The sequence below is a fragment of the Xenorhabdus sp. KK7.4 genome (assembly GCF_963876465.1).
In the GTDB taxonomy this organism is placed as follows: domain Bacteria; phylum Pseudomonadota; class Gammaproteobacteria; order Enterobacterales; family Enterobacteriaceae; genus Xenorhabdus; species Xenorhabdus stockiae.
The window spans coordinates 38882-58835 of record NZ_CAWNQF010000122.1; the positions used below are offsets into that span (position 1 = coordinate 38882).

The window sequence follows — 19954 nt, forward strand, 5'->3', positions numbered from 1 at the left end:
TCAGTAAACTGAGTACAGCTGAATACTGGCCTTTTCCTCAGTTATCTTCACTGATTGATTTAGCATTAAATTCTTTTTTCACTGGTGATTTAGTCAGCTCCATATCCCTGATATTTTTTTGTACAGCAATGGAGCCGAATAAACACAGGAAAAAAGCAATCCCATAGAACCCTTTTTCACTTGGCAGTAAGTCAGCATTAAACAAACCAATAGCGATTAATGCTATAGAGGAAAGAAAAGCGATGATACAAGCAATATAATATGCTTGTGTTGTTGGTATATTATCAGTTTTATCTCTGACTGTTTTTTGTATTGAAATTGAAGAAAATAATCCTAAAATGAGTATTGCAAAATAATACCCTTTTTCATTTAACTGCATACCTGAACGCCAAAGCCCTGAGAGATAAACAACTATCCCACCAATAACAGCAATCCAAGAAATTAAGTTAAAGGCATTAAATTCTGTAAATTTATTATCTAACGAAGCGCTATCCTTCACAAAAATAATCTCCATAAATTAAAGTTAAACTATCCTATACCAAAGTGATTAAACTTAGGAACTACTTAATGAGATTTTTGTTTATTATGAAAAAGTGTAATGTTAAGAATCCGGTTAATATCAACTTTTATGTCAGTTTACTGATTGTTTTTCTCTTGGGCTTTTAAATATGACACCCGGTTAGTTGCTCTATTGATGTAATCGTTGATAGCCGGGCTTATATTGACACCACCGAATTTAGCCCAAAGAAGCGTATGTGACATAAAAATATCCGCTAAGGTAAAACTATTACCTGCAATCCACTCAAAACCCTCATCAAATTTCAGCTGGTTGATTACTTTCTCGGATTCTTTTTTAAAATAATTAACTAATTCTAAAGAGCGTTTTTCTTCGGGGATAAAAATCAGTTGTTTTAGTAAATTCCAGATTGGAGATTCTAAGTCTGTAAGTGCAAAACTAAGCCAGGAATTGATGATTGCTTTTTCTTTTAAATCAGTCGAATAAAAGCTTTTTTTGGGATATTTCTCGCATAAATAAAGACATATCGCTGATGTTTCTTCTATTGATATATCGCCATCAATCATAAAAGGGACTTTTCCTCGAGAGTGAGGAGATGTAATACTGGGGTTATCATTAAGTAAATCAACTCTGATCGTATCGTAGGACGATACACCAAGTTCTTCTAATACCCATAAAACTCTTAATGAACGGCTTTTAGGAAAAGTATATATTTTCATGTGAGCTCCTTAATTGGATAGGTAAAAATAGCATATACATTCTGAAATTGAGATACAAATAAGACTTATTTGTAACAGATAGTGATAACAGATTTGCGGGATATATTTAGGTTAGGATGAATATAATGAAAAGAATAGGTGCTTTATTTTTTATGGTTGTCTCTTTCCCTTTGATGGCGAGCGAAACTTTAAACGTAATCAAACCAACCGTATTAGTTGCGTTGAAAGAAGGGAGTGAACAATATCAGGGTGTATGTAACGCACTAAAAAAGAAGTGTGAACGTGAAGCCAAAATTTGGAAAGTGAGAGGGGGAGAGGATATATTTTATTTCACAAACCCATCACTTGAACTTATCAAGATTCGAAAGGTCAGCGGCGCTTACATTCAAGATGGATTATGGGAATTTGGTAACTACAAACATAGTTATGAGGGAGCTGATCCTGATGAGGAATTGAATGATAACGGTGTTTATATATATCCAGCATTATACCCATTGAGTAAGACTAAGCAGGCTGTCGCCCTGGTTTCGAATTGGGGAGTAGGATATTCTGGTGGTGGCCTTGAATACGAGTATGCTGATTTTATGATGCTTAATAACGATGGTTCATATGAGGCGGCATTTAAAAATATTCCTTTTTCATCAATGCAAATGATAAGGGCATGTTTTTCTGAAGAGGATTATGCAAAAAATTTGCATTGCCATAATGGCTGGTGGAACATTTTGAATCTGAAATTTATCGATGATGGTAAAGAGTATTATTCCTATAAATTTATACAAAAGTCATATGGTTGGCCTTCATTTACAGATAAATCAGCAATCAAGGTTGAGATAAGTGAAAGTATAGAATACCCATTCCAGCAATAAATTATTTTTCGGTCTTAATTAGCCAATAAAAGTAACCAATTAATTAGCAATCATCATGTGTACTGTAAAAATGTTTTCATTTAAGCTTTGAGCTTCTTTCTGGGATTTGGCCTTTCAGCGCCATCATACAATGTCTTCCTGTTGCTGAGGTGTATATGTATACCATTGCTATAGTGATCTTTGATGAATTTACCGATATTGACTACTTCCTTATGCGTGACATTTTTGGTCGGGAAAAACAGAACTGGCAGGTTAAAGTACTGGGAACCAAACCAGAGCATGTATCAACTCTAGGGCAAGCAGTAAAAACGGATGGGCCAGTGGCATTAGCGAACGACGCAGATGTTGTCGTTTTCAGTAGTGGTTATAAAGGAGTTCCTGCGGCATTGGCCAATTCAGATTTTATGGATGCATTACAACTCAACCCACAAAAACAACTAATAGGTTCGATTTGTTCGGGGGCATTTATCTTGCATAAACTGGGGTTACTGGATGGATTAAAAGTTACCACGCATCCCGATGCCATGGGGCGATTTAGAGATATGGGCATTGAACCGGAAAACACGCCGATTGTTATTCAAGGCAATATCGCTACCGCAGGAGGCTGTTTATCAGCAATGTATTTGACGGGATGGGTTGCCCAGCGTTTATTCGATGATGAAAAGCGCCGTAATATTCACCGTCAGTTAATACCAGCGGGGCAGGAATTACATTTTGAAACATTGATCGCCCAGACGTTGGCTGATGCTTACGTGTAAAAAGTACGATACATGACTTTCTGTTTAACGGTATTTACTGCTTCACTATCCTCAATAACGTCTCTTGCCGGGATATATCAATGCCCCTTTCTACGAAAGGGGATTTTCACTATTACTATTGTTCATTTTTTAATTTTTCATCTAATACAAATGTATGTTGAGTTTTTTTCTTAAATGACTCGTCATTGCGGTTGCCAGCAATCCCCCGGAACATAGATAACTATGTGGTTGGGGGAATGAGCGCAGCTAATGAAGAAGCAACCTGAAAGGTGTCAAGGCAATATCGCTACTGCAGGAGGCTGTTTATCAGCAATGTATTTGACGGGATGGGTTGCCCAGCGTTTATTCGATGATGAAAAGCGCCGTAATATTCACCGTCAGTTAATACCAGCGGGGCAGGAATTACATTTTGAAACATTGATCGCCCAGACGTTGGCTGATGCTTACGTGTAAAAAGTACGATACATGACTTTCTGTTTAACGGTATTTACTGCTTCACTATCCTCAATAACGTCTCTTGCCGGGATATATCAATGCCCCTTTCGTAGAAAGGGGATTTTCACTATTGCTATTGTTCATTTTTTAATTTTGCATCTAATACAAATGTATGTTGAGTTTTTTTCTTAAATGACTCGTCATTGCGGTTGCCAGTAATCCCCCGGAACATAGATAACTATGTTCCGGGGGAATGAGCGCAGCTAATGAAGAAGCAACCTGAAAGGTGAAGTGTATATCCTACGAGGAAATGACATTATTTAAACAAAGTCTGTGCCTTCAAGGGCATATATTTGTTGTTCCAGCCCGCTTGCAATGAGTTTGAGGTCATTGCCGACCGCAATGAAACGAAACCCCTGACTGGCATAACGGTGAGCTAACTCGACACTGTTTGCGAATATACCCGGTGTTTTGCCATGTTTACGACAGGCTTCAAGTACACATTCAAATGCTTGTTCCATCTCAGGGCTTTCTACCTGTCCGGCCTGCCCCAGATCACAGGCTAAATCGCCACTTCCGATGAATAACACATCGATGCCATCAACAGCTGCGATCTCATCGGCGGCAGCCACTGCTCTGGCTGATTCGATTTGAACGATAGTAAGTAGTGAATCATTGGCTTCTGCAAAGTAGTCTGGCAGGCGTGAAAAATAACCCGAGCAGCGTATGGGGTTGACCCCCCGTTTTCCTTTAGGCGGATAATAAACGCTGTCGGCGACCATTTTAGCCTCAGCGGCGGATTCCACCTTAGGCACCATCAACCCCATAGCTCCCGAATCCAGCGCTGCCTCTATCTGCTGGCGGTCATTACGTGCCACCCGAGCCATACCTGTGGAGCGAGATCCATTCATCGCTTGTAACATTTGGATCAGATCGTGTCTGTCAGCCGGTGATGCTTCCATATCGACTAATAACCAGTCGGGGCCACGTACCGCACAACATTCTGCGATTAAAGAACTTGCTGAAACTAAAAACAGACCGAAACAGGTGCGGTTTTTTTCCAGCCGGTTTTTGCAGCGGTTATGTGCAGACAGCAGGGGATGGATTTCACTATCAAATTGCATATTAAACCTCCTTTAGAATAACACCGGCAAGATGACGGATTTCAGCTAACACAGAAGTTGGCAGTGATAACGTTATTGTATTTTTTGCCTCGTTATGGCGGGTGGAATAACCTTCACCGGGCATACGTGCCGGAGCTTCCGGGCGGCCTGAGTCGCGACAATAGTTCATGATAGCTTCCGCCTCGCTCCGGATCGTATCAATGCCCCCCGGCATTCTGGATGGATCGATAACCAAAAACAGGCCACCGTTGCCGGGTGAACCCGGTCTGGCTACATGTCCGGCACCCGCGAGTGCACCGCAGAATAATTCCATTGCTACGGCTAGCCCGTATCCTTTGTGTCCGGCAAGGTTGCCTCCCAGTGGCTGTATCGTTGCCCGGGGTGGGATGTCGTAGAGACTGGCAGGATCGCGTATGTCATTCTTTTCGGCATCGACCAGACAGCCGGGTGGCACTGGTTTATTCTCTTGGACGTGACGCCGGATAAAGCCTTCCGAAACAGTTGAAGTGCTCATATCTAATACAAAAGGATCAGCTGTGTGGGTTGGGAAGGCGAGCAACAGCGGATTAGTACATAATCTCGCCATATGACCGCCAGTTGGAGCAACCCGTGCTCCATTTCCCTGATAGTTACTGAATCCTATAACAGCAAGGGGATGGTCATTGAAGCCCGCCAGAGAGCGCCCGATAGCCGCCAGTCTGCCCAGATGATGGGCATCGCGCAGGCAGGCGATAGCGATTCCATGCTCCAGAGCCAGTTTTTGCAATACGAGTATTAACTCTTGCCGCACCAAGACACCAAAGGCTCGACAGCCGTCTACAATAGCGATGTTAGGCATGGTCAGCGATACAGCCGGAATAGCCGCAGGATTAAGTACACCAGACTGAATATCGCCAATATAGTCCGCTAGCCTTAATACACCGTGGGAGGGGTAGCCTGTTAATTCATTTTCTAGCAGGTCATCCATCACCAGAGCTGCAACCTCCGCCGGTGTATTGGCCCTGATCAATGCAGTCTGGCCAAGCTCACGCAATTCCTGAACTGCGATTTTAGTCTTCATGAGTTGACCGTCGTTTGGTTACTGGTACCGATATCGCTGAGAGCCGAAACACATAACCGGAACTTACCGGTGGGGGAATCGGGCATTCTGTCCAGTTGTTCAAATTCTATGTGAAACGGATATCCAGCGTGATGGTGGATGCGTTCTACTATTTCGTCACAACGCTGTCGGGAAATGCCTGTAGGCACCATTAGCCGGATTCGCAAGCTCTCCAGACTATCCTGTACCACCTGAAACCACTCAATTTCCTCAAACCGCATGATCAAGAAAGAGAACAGATAAGCATCGATATAGGCACCGTCCGGCGTCAGTATCAAATCCTGCTGTCGTCCCGCAACATGGCTCATGTGCGGAAGCCCAAGCCCGGAGGTACAGTTGCCTGCCATCGGTGAGGCAAGATCACTGGTTTCGTAGCGAATCAGCGGCATGGCAAAGTTATTCAGCGTTGTCAGTACGATCCGGCCAGTCTCACCCGGTTGGCAGGCACTGCCATCATCGCGCAGGAATTCTTCCGCCACATTTTCTACTTGAATCAGCATACCATCGTGATGAGGGCTTTCGTGGGAGACAATATTCGTCTCGCGTGAACCGTACTTATCGTAAACTTCGCAGCGGAATACCCGTTGCAGTCGTTCACGAATGATTGGAGGAAGTGGTTCTGATGTCCCTTGTATTGCGCGCAATGCAGGTACACGTATCGATTCACGCTCCATTTGACGGGCAATCAAGTGCATTGCGTTAGTGTAAGTACTGATCAGTACCGGATTAAAACTGGCGAGATTCCGGGTAAACTCTCCGATTAATTCAGGGGATAATCTAAAAGTGTTAAATTCACGTCGGTTGCTCAGGAGGTTCTTCAGTCGATCGGAAACGCTTTTTAGGCTCCAATAGATGGAGGAGCCCCACAGCAAAGCAAATGGCTCACCAACTTTCCAGCCGGAGCACCACTGATAGGTTCTAAGCTGGTGGGCACGCATCCATAGCCGGAAATTAGCATCCTGAACGAAACAGGCTCGTTTGCCTGTAGAGCCGCTGCTATAGTTAGTTTGCAGCGTGGCATGGTCAGCCCGTGTCGAAATCAATTCAGCCTGATGCTGGGTTAATTCCTGTCTGGTCAACAACGGTAATTTGGCGAGATCTGACAGGCTGTTAAAATCATCGGGTCTTAAACCGCGCTCGTTAAAAACTCGGGTATAGTAGGGAACGCTTTCATAAGCGTGTGTCAGTAATGTGTGCAATTTTTCCATTTGCAGTTTTCGGCATTCCCGCAGTGACAGATATTGAGTTTCTTCCAGCCACTGCAATCGTTTTGCAACCTCGCCTTTACCCTGCATCTTTTCGCTTGCCCAGTATAGCTTGTTGGCCAGACTCGTATTTAGCTTCATAGTTTCTCTCTCTGCATATACACTTCGTCTTTCAAGTTGCCTCTTTGTTGGCTGCACTCGCTCACCTCGGTCACCGTTTTTATAAACATACGGTTATCTATGTTCCCAAGGATTTACTCCCTTGCCGCCGCGATGCATCTTGAAATCCATTGTGTATAGCGTAATAGCGATTAAGCAAATTTTTGATGGATGCGTCGAAAGTAAGCCAATCATTTTCCTGCAATACGCGGTGCGCTAACGTCCAATAGTCATTTTCAAATGTTCCGTTGAACCATGACGCGAGCAAGGCTGAATGGCTGAACGAGCTGCTGGTGTCAGTAATGTTCTGATTGGCATCCCAGTCGTAAAACAGTACTGGCCCTACAGAGGTCAGGTGCTGATTCAACTCTCGCAGTAATGCTTCGGGTACCAGTTTTTCCAGTATGAAAAGATAAGTTGGCAGATAGATTAAAAATCGGGCGCTAAGCAAGTCCAACAGACGATCACCATAGACGAACAGGCTGTCTGCGTAGCAATAACCTTTTAATTGCCGACGTTCATGATCGTCAGGTCGTTTACTTGGCTGGCCGAGGAACTGGTTAAAATCGGTGATACCATCGACAAGTTTTACTCCCTGCCATACGGATTCTACGGACCGGGCCAGCCGTTTAGGCTGCCCCGGTACAGGAATGGAGGGTGATGGCCAGAGATGGAAAGGATTAAAACTCTCAAACACCCGCATGTTAACGGGCGCTCCTTTGAAACTGTCTACCATCATATAGTTCGACGTATCATCCAGCATGGTATTAAGTGCCTCCTGTCTGGAGGCAAAAATAGCCCGGTAAGGCACAGTCTGAGAACTCAAACGATACCTCCATGACCAAGATGTATCACCCGGCGTTCACCTTCGCGGATGTAAATATGCTGGTTATCACTATGCTCTTCCAGAATCCATTGTGGACGCGGCTGTTTGTATTTATTTTCGCGTCCCCAGTCTTGTAGCCGGATCCCCAGACGGCGCGCTTCAGCTTTCAGGTAGTCTGGCAGGATAGGGAAGGGAACAACCACAAATCTCACACCCGCTTTGGCATACAAAGCCAGTTCGTCCAGACGGGGGAGATCGCTTAGGTAAACCGCTAAACCGTTTTCAATACTATTGTTACTATCGCTCAATTTTGCCAGCAGTGAAGTAGCGACATCCCAGCTCTCTCCCATCCAGTCAGCTACAATTTCGCGGTTGTCTTTGACTACACAGGCAACATAGCAGTCAGGGTGTTCCTCTGCCTGTTGTTGCAGTGGTAACAACCAATCGCCATGAGTATGGAAACTCCACTGGTAATTCAGATCCTCTTTTTCCAGCATCATTGTTGCCATGTTGTATTGTGTCAGTGGTGCTTCAATCTCATCGCGTTCTACCTGGAATCCCTGCTTGCGTAAAAACGCCAAACGTTCCTGATTATTGGACATTAATAAGATATTACGTATTCCGAGGAAGTGCAGGATAGCTGTTACCGCTTCATATGAGCGACTATCCAGAGGCGCATGGAAACGCTTATAAATTTCATCAGTATCCAGATTTTCATTCTGCCGGTAGTCATAAATGCGGAAGTGTTTTTCGATGCCCAAACCACGGGCATCCTGATCGATGCCATAGATCACCACTCCACCTTTATTCCGGGCAATACGCCGGAATGCTTCGTCAAGCTGAAAGCCACAATCGCATTGTTGGGAGTGCATGACGTGACCGAAGAAACAAGCCGATTCGATCCGTAACGGCACGGCTGGCATGGAGTTAAGGTCTCCCAGCGTAGCGCAGGCCCAGCGTTTGCCCTGACATTCAAAGTAATGAAGCTGAAAATAATTGACGCTTTCGTCAATTTTCAGTGGAAGAGAAACCGGGCCGACTATATTTTCCAGTATCGTGTTTTCTGGTTGCTCGTTATGGCTGTATGTCATGATCTTCTCCTTAAAGTGGTGGGGATAGGCAACGTTATATCCGGCGTGACAATAATGCCCGCGCCCAGGTTGGCCTTCCTGACAGAATGCAGGGTTGTGGTTCGGGAGCCGCAGTAAAACTGCATAGTTCGCCCATTTTCCAGGATGCCACTTTATCTGTGTGGGCTCTGGTGGGGCAGATCGGAGCTATAACGCACTGACGTGCTGATAATGCCTGACATGCTTCAGCCTCCGAGGAGGCAAATGAGATTTGATTTCGAGCCTGATGAATAATGGTGTAATTTACATCGTTTTCCACATCGGTAATGGCGTGAGTGACTTGTTTAGTTAGCCAGTCCGCAGAGCTATTTCCCGGTTGGTCTAACTCCAGCTCTTTATCAGTGCGTAGCAAACGGATGCGAGGAGAGTCGTTTGCGTTCCGGCGACCGAAAAATAGTAGCAGAAGAGGGACACCGCGATCTCGCCAGTGTTTTTGTGCTGCTGTCAGCGCCTTACTTTCCTCACAGTAACGCAGTACAGGGCGAAGTCCGGCAGCTTGCAGCATACTAGCTAATTCCTGCATGCGTTCTTTTTCATCATCGTGCCGGCTACGTACCAAAATAACCACTTGTGTGGGAGCAAGCCGGGGATGAACAGTCAGTGAACCATTGGCTCTGGCTGACAGATAAAGCTGGGCGTATAGCACCCTGCGACTGATAAAGCCATCCAATTGCCAGGCATGTTGCCTTTGTTCCCCTTTACCAAAGCCGATATCGTAACGACGAGACAGTTCCTGCCCCTGAAAATATAGCGCTGACGTTTGCACGCATTCACCACTGGGAAGGGGAGTATCGCTGCCTATAGCCCATTGATACAGTTCTGAACGGTTGCCCCACGGAGGGCGTACGCCCACTATTTGTGGTAGAGGTAAGGAAGCAGACAGAGCAATCAGGGAGCTATCTATACGTTGCAAATCGAGTAATGCGGCCTCTGGAGTCCGATGACAGCAGTGAAATTCGAATATGTCAGCTGCTTCAAGTGCACTGAATACCCCTTTACCACTGCGATCTGCCGAACTGAGAGGACGGAAATAGCGAGCTCGCTGGAACATGCGGATTGGCATCACGTCTGGCGTATTGATCATTTTTTTCCAATGACTGGCAATGACCTGCTCACCCGTCGGAATTAATATACCGCGCTCACGCTGGCTCTGGGTGTCTATGGTGGTCGCAACTCTCAACAGATTACGCTCTATATCAAGTAAATCAGCCATAGGTTCAAAACAGCTTTCTGCCACAACATGCGGATAGGCGTATTCGTCCAGCTCTATTGCCTCATAAGCCGTTCTTATCCTTGTGGCGATGATTTCGCTCAATGCCACTCCCCAGGGAAGTAGAACGGTTGCACCTGGGATGGGGACGATACCGAGATCACAAATGCCAGCCTGCTTGAGCGAACGGGAGAATTCCCCCATTGTCAGCGCAGCCAGCGTAGAATTTGTCGTTGTTTGAGACGAACATACAGGCCAAGGCAGCTGGCTGATAGCAGGTTTCGGGCCATGGGTCAGCCAGTCTGGTAATGTTGGCAGTATGCCGCCCAGCGAATCTGCTCTTACCTGTGGATTGGGTGAACCGGTATAGACATCAGGCTTCATGCTTATTCCGTTCCGAATTCGTTTATCTGGCGGGTGCGATAGCGGTTTTCTCCCGCTAAAGAAATACCGTCTACCCAAGTTCGATTAATCATCGGGTGCGCTTCATGGGTGGGGCCGAAGTCAGAATCAGGGTGATAGACCACGATTCGTAGCGGGGTATCATCGGTATGGAAGCTGTGAATTTCGTCTGTTGGCAGTAAGAATATTCCTCCGGCTATCAGGTCGGTTTTCGACTTTTCAGTCAGACAGTAGCCTGCCCCCTCAATGACGATTCCGATTCGAACCGAAGGATGAGTATGGGCTGTTTGATTCAGCCTTGGTGGAACATACAGGTAGTTTAGACAGGGATCTCCCTTAAGTGGCGGTGATATGAGAAGGCTATCAGAACAGCCATCTATGTATTTCAGCCGTCCCAGTCGTTCCACTGGGCCACCAAATGACAGGAAGCCTTTGAAGCCATTTCTGATACAAATCAAACCGACAAAGGGAGAAAGCTCCGCAGGTCCGGGAATGGAAAAGTACATCCCCTCGCGTAGTCGTTGTGAAGTACCATCGATGGAGACAGTTAAATCTCCCTGATGAACGAATCCATAAGCAGTACTATTCTCTTCGACGTGGATAGTATGTTGACCGCCTGAGATATGCAGAGTTGATGAAAAATTTACGTCCAGATCGTACCGCGATAGCGGCTGCATGATATCGAATATTTCCATAGCAAATTCCTTTAGACTAAGATTTAAAATGTAAATCAGGTTTAATCGGACTAGCATTGTTAACATTTCGAAAGATGCTTTTTAATACAGCTCCGTGCGATAAATCGTCAATATTATTTATGCATCACTATCCTTTGTTTTTTATTAAATACGCCCCTGTCTTATTTAATGTTCGGATAAATTCACCACATATGAATAACACTTGCTCATCAAATAAATAACGAACATTTCACCTCCCTTAAAAAATGAGAAATTACTTTGGATTCAATCTTCAGATTATTTTTAGGTATGGTTTTCAGGAATGATTTTGGGGATTACTTTGATTTTGGCTTTTGAATATTATTTTGGCAGGTGTTTTTTTGTTTTTGAACAAGTGATTGTGGAATTTTTATGCGAAGCGTATCGAAAAAAATGCGACTTATCCTGTTTACGCTGGCATAGCGGCAGCTAACTCCCTATAATCCGCCAAACATAGCATGAAAGAATGCTATTTTTCCCACTTTATTTTTTCTTTCTAACCAGGTTATTTTTAGTATGGCTGATGAAGCACATAAGTGTACAATCGTAGGCATTGCAGGTGCCTCCGCTTCGGGCAAAAGCCTTATTGCCAACACACTTTATCGAGAATTACGGGCTCAGGTTGGCGATCATAATATCGGTGTTATCCCAGAAGATTGCTATTATAAAGACCAAACTAACACCCCGATGGAAGAACGCATTAAAGTCAATTATGACCACCCAAGTTCAATGGATCACGATTTACTGTTCGAGCATATTCAGGCATTGAAAGCCGGTAACTCCATTGAATTGCCTCAATATGACTACGCTGAACACACACGAAAATCAAAATCCATCCACTTCGAACCAAAGCGCGTTATTATCCTTGAAGGTATTCTATTATTAACGGATAAGCGTTTGCGTCAGGAACTGGACTTCTCTATTTTTGTTGATACACCACTGGATATTTGCCTGATGCGTCGCATTAAGCGTGACGTAAATGAGCGTGGGCGTTCGTTGGATTCTGTAATGGAACAGTATAAGAAAACTGTCCGTCCGATGTTCCTGCAATTCATCGAGCCATCAAAACAATATGCGGATATTATTGTTCCCCGTGGTGGTAAAAACCGTGTGGCTATTGACATACTGAAAGCTAAAATTGGCCAATTTTGCGAATAACCTGTTGAACAGGTATTCATAAGAATCATCGTATTTTGAGAGGAAGTAATGCGACTCTGTGACCGTGACATTATTAAATGGCTTGATGAAGGTAAACTGGTAATTACCCCACGTCCTCCCGTCGAACGTATTAATGGGGCAACTGCGGATGTTCGCCTTGGGAATCAGTTTCGCGTTTTTCGTGGTCATACCGCTGCTTATATTGACTTGAGCGGCCCTAAGGCTGAAGTCAATGCTGCGCTTGATCGTGTCATGAGCGATGAAATCATTTTACCGGATGGGGAAGCTTTTTTTCTGCATCCCGGTGAATTGGCACTGGCAGTCACACTGGAATCTGTCACATTGCCTGCTAATCTTGTTGGGTGGCTGGATGGTCGCTCATCTTTGGCCCGCCTTGGGCTGATGGTGCATGTTACGGCTCATCGGATCGATCCGGGCTGGCATGGTCAAATTGTTCTGGAATTCTATAACTCAGGAAAACTGCCATTAGCTCTGCGCCCTGGAATGGTCATTGGGGCTTTAAGCTTTGAACCGCTTTCAGGTGATGCTGAACGTCCTTATAACCGACGTCAGGATGCCAAATATAAAAATCAGAAAGGAGCTGTAGGGAGCCGAATCAGCGAGGACTAATCTTTTCTGATGCAGATATCTAGTAAAATATACCTAATGAATTTCGAGTTGCATCGCGGCGGCAAGGGAGAGAATCCCCTGGAGCATAGAAAACTATGTGACTGGGGTGAGCGAGCGCAGCCAACAAAGAGGCAGCTTGAAAGACGAAGGGTATAGTCATTTGGTGAAAATAATCATCTTGTGGACATGAGACTGGGGAAGTCATGAAAAGATTGTTGACGACACTCATTATTTTGTTAGTGGTAGTTGTTGCAGGTCTGACGGCATTAGTCATGTTGATTAATCCGAACGATTTTCGTAACTACATAGTAAAACAAGTACAAAAAAAGAGTGGCTACCAGCTCGTGTTACAGGATGACCTGCGTTGGCATGTCTGGCCAAAATTAAGTATTTTGACCGGACAGGTATCACTGACTGCTCCCGGCGCAAAAAAGCCTGCAATTGTGGCAGAAAATATGCGTCTGGATGTTGAATTATTGCCCCTGTTATCCCACCAGCTGGCGGTGAAGGAAGTCATGCTCAAAGGGGCTGTTTTCCGCCATACACCTGATAGCCAGCCACAACAAAAGCCTGAAGCGCCTATTGCACCGCAAAGTGATATTCATTATCCGGTAGAGGGCAATGGTCACAGCTGGAAATTGGATATTGACAGGATCAAAGTAGAAGATAGTTTGCTAATTTGGCAAACCAACTCCCATTCGCAGTTAAACATACGGGATATTAACCTGCTGATGAAGCGTCAGGATCAGCATCATATTAATCTTGAGCTTAATAGTAAGATTAATAAAAATCAGCAGGAATTTGCTTTTGAACTTGATGCTGACATTAATATTGCTGATTATCCACAGTATGTAACAGGCGATATGAATTCGTTTAAATATCAGCTCACAGGCGTTGGTTTACCCTCAGAAGGTATTACTGGGGAGGGTTCTGCCACTGTACGATATGATGCTTTGTCTTCATTTATTTCGTTACAAAAAATTGCGCTTAAGATAAATGAGAGCGAATTAGCTGGTGGTGTGGATATTAATCTGAAAGATAAACCAGACTATTCCATCAATTTATCTTCACCAAAATTAAATTTAGATAACCTGCTGGGATGGGATAAATTAGTAAAGAATAGTTTTCAGGAAAAAATTGATTACCGGATGGAAAATAACTCGGTAAAGCCAGTGATTGCAAAATCAGTTACACCTTTATCCAATTATGATCTCAGTTTCCTGAAAGGATTTAATGCTCACTTGTTATTTAAGGCAAATAAATTTATTTATCAGGGGATGGATATTGATAACTTTGTTTTCAAGGCTGTCAATAACGAAGGAATGGCAAATATCTTGAGGCTGAGTGGTAATGCATTTGGGGGATATTTTGAGCTTCCTGCAACGGTTGATGCAACGGTCAATCCGGCTAAACTGCATGCGAAACCCTTATTACAAGATATTGACTTACAGTCTCTGCTGAAAGCATTAGATTTACCGTCAGTATTCAGTGGACAGTTAGCGCTGGACGGAGATCTTTTGGGGGAAGGGTATGATGAATATGCCGTCGCTCATTATTGGCAGGGAGACCTGAACGTTAATCTAAAAAATGCGCGTTTAGATGGGTTGAATATTCCAATGTTGATTCAACAATCTTTTTCACGAGTAACCGATCAGGTTAAACAGCCCACGAATACGCAGAACTTTACTGGCGCACAAAATTTGTCAGTAAAGGCACAACTGGCGCAAGGCGAAATCAAAATTAACGGCCTTTCTGCAACTTCTGAGCATTCAAAGATTGAAGGGCAGGGCAAAGCAAACTTACTGAAACAAAATGTTGATGTTGCATTGCTGGTGCAGTTAACCGGTGGCTGGGGGCAACAAAATGAGTTAGTCAGCCATTTAGAAAAATTAAAAGTACCATTGCGGATTTATGGTGATTGGAACAATTTGCAATATGCTCTGAATGTTGAACCCATCTTGCATGATGAATTACAACAAAAAGTTAAACAATCTATAAAGAACTGGTTTGATAATATTGATAGCAGTAAGAATAAGAAAAAAGCCGCAGAAAAATAGATAATTTGAGCATCATCAGGTGATTAATTTGCCAATCACCTGATGAATAATAAAGCGGATATTTTACTCGCTGCTACTGTTAATATCCGGTTACTTCATAATAAAACTCAGGAGTCCAGCCTAATTCTGGTGTGGTAACTGATATGGTTAAAGTATCCTGAGATAATCCTACTCCATCCGAATTACTTCTTTGGGTTCTAACATCAGCCAGATGGCTTGGGCCTTGGCTATCGAAATTATTACAAGCGATACTGGCGTGACACGAAATAATGCCATTGGGCAGGCTGACCGGTAACCGGATTTTGTAATAATTGGTATAGTATGTTACTCCACCGACAATCGATGTGTTTTCTTGCTTAATTGGTACACTAGCTATCGCTACGCCGCTTATTTGAGTAATTTTCCCAAGGTTAATGATCGTAGCATCTTGTCCGATTAGTTGAGATTCAATTTTTGAACCAATCAAATCACCTAAACCTATATTTTTTACGAATGCGTTTTTGTCCGGAATATCGGCACCATTCTCATCTTTTGCCAGTCGGCCATTAGCGTTTTTAGTGACTTTATCTAGGCGGGAATCGATCTCGTTTTTATTATAAGTGCCTACATCTAATGCGGTGAGGGTAATATCTGTTAGTAATGCCTTATTGTTCACTGTACGAGTCAGTGGGACTTTACCATTGACATTATTATTAGCATCATTTGCTAGTTTTCTGACGGTATTAATTTGTTGATCAATTTCTCCTTTAGCATAGGTATCTACATCAGATGCGTTCAGCATAATGTCTGTCAATAATGCTTTATTATTTATCGTACGGAACACTGGTACTTTGCTATCGGCATTATTGTTGGCAGCATTGGCTAGTTCTTTGACGCCATCAATAAGCTGATCGGTTTCTTCTTTATCGTAAGCATTTACATCAGATGCTATTAATTTGACATCATTGACTAATTCTTTTCCGTTTATCCGACGGGTTAACGGGACTTTACTTTCCGCATCGCGGATGGCGCTGGTGGCGTTTTGATTGGCAGTATCTGCCAGTTTCATTGCCTGTACGACGTCCTGCTGGATGGGCGCAATCAGTGCATCGGTCTCAGTCTTGTTGTAGGCATCCACGTCCGCTGCGATCAGGCGGATATCATTGACCAGCTCTTTATCATTAATTTTACGGATTAACGGGACTTTACTTTCCGCATCGCGGATGGCGCTGGTGGCGTTTTGGTTGGCGGTATCTGCCAGTTTCATTGCCTGTACGACATCCTGCTGAATGGGCGCAATCAGGGCATCGGTTTCAGTCCTGTTGTAGGCATCCACATCCGCCGCGTTTAGATTGATATCATTGACCAGCTCTTTATGGTTGATCTTACGGGTTAACGGAACTTTGTTTTCCGCATCCTTGATGGCAGTATCCGCCTGTCTCATTGCCTGCACGACGTCCTGCTGGATGGGCGCAATCAGGGCATCGGTCTCGGCCTTGTTGTAGGCATCCACGTCTGCTGCGCTCAGGCGGATATCATTGACCAGCTCTTTATCATTAATTTTACGGGTTAACGGGACTTTACTTTCAGCATTGTTGATGGCGTTGGTGGCATTTTGGTTAGCGTTATCTGCCAGTTTCATTGCCTGTACGACATCCTGCTGGATGGGTGAAATCAGCGCATCGATCTCAGTCTTGTTGTAGGCATCTACGTCCGCTGCGATCAGGCGGATATCATTGACCAGCTCTTTATCATTAATTTTACGGGTTAACGGGACTTTACTTTCCGCACTGTTGATGGCGCTGGTGGCGTTTTGATTGGCAGTATCTGCCAGTTTCATTGCCTGTACGACATCCTGCTGGATGGGTGAAATCAGCGCATCGATCTCAGTCTTGTTGTAGGCATCCACGTCCGCTGCGATCAGGCGGATATCATTGACCAGCTCTTTATCATTAATTTTACGGGTTAAAGGAACTTTGCTTTCTGCACTGTTGATGGCGCTGGTAGAGTTTTGGTTGGCGGTATCTGCCAGTTTCATTGCCTGTACGACATCCTGCTGGATGGGCACAATCAGTGCATCGGTTTCAGTCTTGTTGTAGGCATCCACGTCCGCTGCGATCAGGCGGATATCATTGACCAGCTCTTTATCATTAATTTTACGGGTTAACGGGACTTTACTTTCCGCATTGTTGATGGCGCTGGTGGCGTTTTGATTGGCGGTATCTGCCAGTTTCATTGCCTGTACGACATCCTGCTGAATGGGCGCAATCAGGGCATCGGTTTCAGTCCTGTTGTAGGCATCCACATCCGCCGCGTTTAGATTGATATCATTGACCAACTCTTTATGGTTGATCTTACGGGTTAGCGGAACCCATTTCTTCATGGCATTAACTGGATCGGCTAAATTATAGGCTTTCTGGGCTAATTCATGGGTAGACTTCACCGCTTTGGATGTAGCTGCGTGAGCCTCACTATTACTGTCTACAGCATTACTCAGAATGACAAAACCTTTATTTTTTAATGTGGCATCAGGATGATTACGGCTTTCTGCGTGATCTCTAATTTTCCCTCTGACATAGCTACGAGTGGCTAAGCCTGAAATTAGTTCTGCTATCCAGCCAGTTAAATTTCTATCACCAATAGGCAAAACCATGCGAACTGTTTGTTCCTGCATTTGTGATTTGTACAGAGCAGCACAGTTTCCGACAGCGATTAGCGTATTATCTTCATCGAATAGGCCTATTTCTCGGATCCACCAGTTACCCTCAGTTTCCGGAATTATCTGCTCAACAATAATTTGGTTAGGGTTATTGGGATCGATGAATAGCCTGTCAATTTCTGCACGATGCTTTTCATTTATTAATTGGCTTTGATTGGCATCAGGTGTTGGTAAATGCCCATCGCCAACAGCCATATGTGTGATCTCAAGTTTATTTCCTGAGGTTGCTGCATTTTCCAGTTTATTGGCGCCTGAATCCGTCAATAATGCAAAATATTTATTACTCATGTAACCCCCATATTTATGAATGACAAGTCAATGAAGTAAGACATACAATTGCATACGTAAGATTTTAAGGCTTAATTATCTGAAAATTCACATTAAATCGATATAATAAAATTTGTCAGAACTAAAAAAACCGACATAATGCCGGTTTTTTAGTAAGTCATATCTATATTTGATAGATTATTCGATCGTTTCTTCTTCCACTTTCAGCGATGTGATTTTCACTTTATTGATGCGGTGGCTGGTGATTTCCATCGGTTCAAAAAGATAATCACCGATCTTTAGCTGTTCGCCCAGTTGTGGAATATGTTGGAGATGCTCCATCAATAAGCCTGCCAGTGTCTGATATTCGCGTTTTTCATCCAGCGGTAGCGGAACGTAAAGCACCAAGTCATCCAGCGGCATAAAACCATTGGCAATCCAGTCCCCTTCTTCTGTGACCTGAATATCGTGACGGGCATCAATTTCTCCACTACCTACCGGTAAGTTTCCTGTAATCGTTTCCACTACATCGGTGACCGTAACGATACCTTCAACAGAGCCGAACTCATCAACAACAAAGGCAAAATGTGTTTGAGCCTGACGGAATTGCTCTAATGCCTGAAGTAAGGAAAGAGACTCAGGAAAAATTAATGGCTGCTGTACTAACTGACGCAAATCAAAGGGATTATGAGTAAGCTGTTGATTAAGAATATCGATCACATGCACGACGCCCAGTGGCTCATCACTGGTTTTTTCATCTGTAACCACAATCCGGGTATGCGGTTTTTGTTTCAGTAGTACAGCCAGTTTGTCCATGGGTGAATGAACATCAAGGTAAACGACATCATGGCGTGAAGTCATGATGCTGCTGACAGTGCGTTGTGCAAGGCTAAGAACACGGGCAATCATTTGCCGTTCCTGTGGTTCAAAGACTTCTTTGTGCTCTTCATGATCTGCAATCAAATTAGATGCATGATCATCCAGATTTGCCCTTTCACGCTTACCATTTAAAATATGCAGAACTGCTTCTGCCGTTCTTTCACGTAATGAACGGGAAGCACTCAGAAATTTGCGGCGGTTGAACTGGGCAAATTGATTCAGTGCTTCAATTATAATAGAGAAGCCAATGGCGGCATAAAGGTAGCCTTTGGGAATACGATAACCAAAGCCTTCTGCAACCAGACTGAAGCCAATCATTAATAAGAAGCTGAGACACAATATCACTATGGTCGGGTGAGCGTTGACAAACTTTGTCAGCGGCTTACTGGCCCATATCATCAGGATCATAGCAATAATGACAGCAGCGATCATGATACCAATGTGATCAACCATACCGACAGCAGTAATCACGGAGTCCAGTGAGAAGACCGCATCCAGAACAATAATCTGTACAACTACTGCCCAGAAACTTGCTCCTTTACGCTGTTGATTGGTATGCAGATTTTTTCCTTCCAGCCGTTCATTCAGTTCCATTGTTGCTTTAAAAAGCAGGAATATACCCCCAATCAGCATAATGGAATCGCGGGCGCTGAATGAATGACCCCACAGAGTCAGCAATGGCGCTGTCAGGGAGACAAGCCAGGAGAGGCTGAATAAGAGGATAAGCCGCATTAACAGAGCACAGGATAAACCCGTGAGCCTTGCCTTATCCCTTTGCTTTTCCGGTAGTTTATCTGCCAGAATGGCAATAAATATTAAGTTGTCAATGCCCAGAACAATTTCTAAAACGATAAGAGTGGCCAGACCTGCCCATATCGTCGGATCAGCGATCCATTCCATACAGTTTATTTTACCTTTTAGTATGACGGCGTGTGCCGACTCCTGAATAATGAGGATTGACTGTCAAAATATCAATAGATGATTTATTGCGGCTGGAAATTTTTTCAGCAAAAAAACAGTATGACGATATCGATTGCATCAATAACTACCCCCAATGCCCATTCATGAGTTAACATGTGATCTCATTAACAAATTGTCTACT

General features: G+C 44.0%; 17 protein-coding genes. 6 read left to right on the forward strand and 11 right to left on the reverse strand.

Annotated elements, in window-relative coordinates:
- Positions 1–37: 37 nt before the first annotated feature.
- Together yiaA and AACS90_RS19920 are read right to left on the reverse strand one after the other, a co-directional pair.
- Positions 38–499: an inner membrane protein YiaA gene (yiaA, locus tag AACS90_RS19915; protein WP_228863464.1), complete on the reverse strand. Its 462-nt coding sequence runs from the start codon at positions 497–499 to the stop codon at positions 38–40.
- Positions 500–636: 137 nt separating this feature from the next.
- On the reverse strand, positions 637–1236 hold the full coding sequence (locus AACS90_RS19920; protein ID WP_099121224.1) for a glutathione S-transferase family protein: 600 nt from the start codon (positions 1234–1236) through the stop codon (positions 637–639).
- 125 nt (positions 1237–1361) lie between these two features.
- Here AACS90_RS19920 and AACS90_RS19925 point away from each other — a divergent pair, with 125 nt between their 5' ends.
- From AACS90_RS19925 to AACS90_RS19935, 3 genes are all read left to right on the forward strand, one after another.
- Positions 1362–2102, forward strand: coding sequence for a hypothetical protein (locus tag AACS90_RS19925; RefSeq protein WP_099121225.1), 741 nt, complete (start codon positions 1362–1364; stop codon positions 2100–2102).
- Positions 2103–2257: 155 nt separating this feature from the next.
- Positions 2258–2860, forward strand: a complete 603-nt coding sequence (locus AACS90_RS19930; RefSeq protein WP_099121226.1) for a DJ-1/PfpI family protein — start codon at positions 2258–2260, stop codon at positions 2858–2860.
- Between the two features lie 249 nt (positions 2861–3109).
- Positions 3110–3313 (forward strand): hypothetical protein, encoded by a 204-nt coding sequence (locus AACS90_RS19935; RefSeq protein ID WP_206601834.1) that lies wholly within the window; start codon positions 3110–3112, stop codon positions 3311–3313.
- A gap of 302 nt (positions 3314–3615) precedes the next feature.
- Here the strand turns inward: AACS90_RS19935 and AACS90_RS19940 are convergent, their stop codons facing one another.
- The 7 genes from AACS90_RS19940 to AACS90_RS19970 all read right to left on the reverse strand — a co-directional run bounded on the left by AACS90_RS19940 (position 3616) and on the right by AACS90_RS19970 (position 11127).
- Positions 3616–4419, reverse strand: coding sequence for an HpcH/HpaI aldolase family protein (locus tag AACS90_RS19940; RefSeq protein WP_099121227.1), 804 nt, complete (start codon positions 4417–4419; stop codon positions 3616–3618).
- A 1-nt stretch (position 4420) separates the two neighbouring features.
- Positions 4421–5479, reverse strand: coding sequence for an Ldh family oxidoreductase (locus tag AACS90_RS19945; RefSeq protein ID WP_099121228.1), 1059 nt, complete (start codon positions 5477–5479; stop codon positions 4421–4423).
- Positions 5476–6864: a phenylacetate--CoA ligase family protein gene (locus AACS90_RS19950; RefSeq protein WP_099121229.1), complete on the reverse strand. Its 1389-nt coding sequence runs from the start codon at positions 6862–6864 to the stop codon at positions 5476–5478. The genes AACS90_RS19945 and AACS90_RS19950 overlap by 4 nt, the downstream gene beginning before the upstream one ends.
- Before the next feature lie 97 nt (positions 6865–6961).
- Complete coding sequence (locus tag AACS90_RS19955; protein WP_099121230.1) at positions 6962–7708, reverse strand: DUF6939 family protein; 747 nt, start codon at positions 7706–7708, stop codon at positions 6962–6964.
- Entirely contained in the window at positions 7705–8799 is a 1095-nt protein-coding gene (locus AACS90_RS19960) for a hypothetical protein (RefSeq protein ID WP_099121231.1), read from the reverse strand. The genes AACS90_RS19955 and AACS90_RS19960 overlap by 4 nt, the downstream gene beginning before the upstream one ends.
- A gap of 34 nt (positions 8800–8833) precedes the next feature.
- Complete coding sequence (locus AACS90_RS19965; protein ID WP_099121232.1) at positions 8834–10432, reverse strand: hypothetical protein; 1599 nt, start codon at positions 10430–10432, stop codon at positions 8834–8836.
- A 2-nt stretch (positions 10433–10434) separates the two neighbouring features.
- Positions 10435–11127 carry an AraC family ligand binding domain-containing protein gene (locus tag AACS90_RS19970; protein WP_193757157.1) on the reverse strand — a complete coding sequence of 231 codons (693 nt, stop codon included), beginning with the start codon at positions 11125–11127 and terminating at the stop codon, positions 10435–10437.
- 552 nt (positions 11128–11679) lie between these two features.
- Between AACS90_RS19970 and udk the strand changes: the two genes are divergently transcribed.
- The 3 genes from udk to asmA all read left to right on the forward strand — a co-directional run bounded on the left by udk (position 11680) and on the right by asmA (position 15008).
- Positions 11680–12321, forward strand: coding sequence for a uridine kinase (udk, locus tag AACS90_RS19975; RefSeq protein ID WP_099121234.1), 642 nt, complete (start codon positions 11680–11682; stop codon positions 12319–12321).
- A gap of 48 nt (positions 12322–12369) precedes the next feature.
- Positions 12370–12951, forward strand: coding sequence for a dCTP deaminase (gene dcd, locus AACS90_RS19980; RefSeq protein WP_099121235.1), 582 nt, complete (start codon positions 12370–12372; stop codon positions 12949–12951).
- Positions 12952–13154: 203 nt separating this feature from the next.
- The gene (gene asmA / locus AACS90_RS19985; RefSeq protein ID WP_099121237.1) at positions 13155–15008 is read left to right on the forward strand and encodes an outer membrane assembly protein AsmA; all 1854 of its coding nucleotides are present in this window, start codon (positions 13155–13157) and stop codon (positions 15006–15008) included.
- A 79-nt stretch (positions 15009–15087) separates the two neighbouring features.
- Here the strand turns inward: asmA and AACS90_RS19990 are convergent, their stop codons facing one another.
- Both AACS90_RS19990 and AACS90_RS19995 read right to left on the reverse strand, forming a co-directional pair.
- On the reverse strand, positions 15088–17994 hold the full coding sequence (locus tag AACS90_RS19990; RefSeq protein WP_099121238.1) for a phage tail protein: 2907 nt from the start codon (positions 17992–17994) through the stop codon (positions 15088–15090).
- A 177-nt stretch (positions 17995–18171) separates the two neighbouring features.
- Positions 18172–19752, reverse strand: a complete 1581-nt coding sequence (locus AACS90_RS19995) for a TerC family protein (protein WP_099121239.1) — start codon at positions 19750–19752, stop codon at positions 18172–18174.
- Positions 19753–19954: the final 202 nt, after the last annotated feature.

Excerpts from the sequence above, each read along its gene's own strand:
- AACS90_RS19940 (WP_099121227.1), bottom strand. The coding sequence starts at position 4,419 with ATGCAATTTGATAGTGAAATCCATCCCCTGCTGTCTGCACATAACCGC.
- AACS90_RS19990 (WP_099121238.1), bottom strand. The coding sequence starts at position 17,994 with ATGAGTAATAAATATTTTGCATTATTGACGGATTCAGGCGCCAATAAA.
- AACS90_RS19995 (WP_099121239.1), bottom strand. The coding sequence starts at position 19,752 with ATGGAATGGATCGCTGATCCGACGATATGGGCAGGTCTGGCCACTCTT.
- AACS90_RS19960 (WP_099121231.1), bottom strand. The coding sequence starts at position 8,799 with ATGACATACAGCCATAACGAGCAACCAGAAAACACGATACTGGAAAAT.
- AACS90_RS19935 (WP_206601834.1), top strand. The coding sequence starts at position 3,110 with ATGAAGAAGCAACCTGAAAGGTGTCAAGGCAATATCGCTACTGCAGGA.
- AACS90_RS19950 (WP_099121229.1), bottom strand. The coding sequence starts at position 6,864 with ATGAAGCTAAATACGAGTCTGGCCAACAAGCTATACTGGGCAAGCGAA.
- AACS90_RS19965 (WP_099121232.1), bottom strand. The coding sequence starts at position 10,432 with ATGAAGCCTGATGTCTATACCGGTTCACCCAATCCACAGGTAAGAGCA.
- AACS90_RS19930 (WP_099121226.1), top strand. The coding sequence starts at position 2,258 with ATGTATACCATTGCTATAGTGATCTTTGATGAATTTACCGATATTGAC.
- udk (WP_099121234.1), top strand. The coding sequence starts at position 11,680 with ATGGCTGATGAAGCACATAAGTGTACAATCGTAGGCATTGCAGGTGCC.
- dcd (WP_099121235.1), top strand. The coding sequence starts at position 12,370 with ATGCGACTCTGTGACCGTGACATTATTAAATGGCTTGATGAAGGTAAA.
- AACS90_RS19920 (WP_099121224.1), bottom strand. The coding sequence starts at position 1,236 with ATGAAAATATATACTTTTCCTAAAAGCCGTTCATTAAGAGTTTTATGG.
- AACS90_RS19945 (WP_099121228.1), bottom strand. The coding sequence starts at position 5,479 with ATGAAGACTAAAATCGCAGTTCAGGAATTGCGTGAGCTTGGCCAGACT.
- AACS90_RS19970 (WP_193757157.1), bottom strand. The coding sequence starts at position 11,127 with ATGCAGCCGCTATCGCGGTACGATCTGGACGTAAATTTTTCATCAACT.
- asmA (WP_099121237.1), top strand. The coding sequence starts at position 13,155 with ATGAAAAGATTGTTGACGACACTCATTATTTTGTTAGTGGTAGTTGTT.
- AACS90_RS19925 (WP_099121225.1), top strand. The coding sequence starts at position 1,362 with ATGAAAAGAATAGGTGCTTTATTTTTTATGGTTGTCTCTTTCCCTTTG.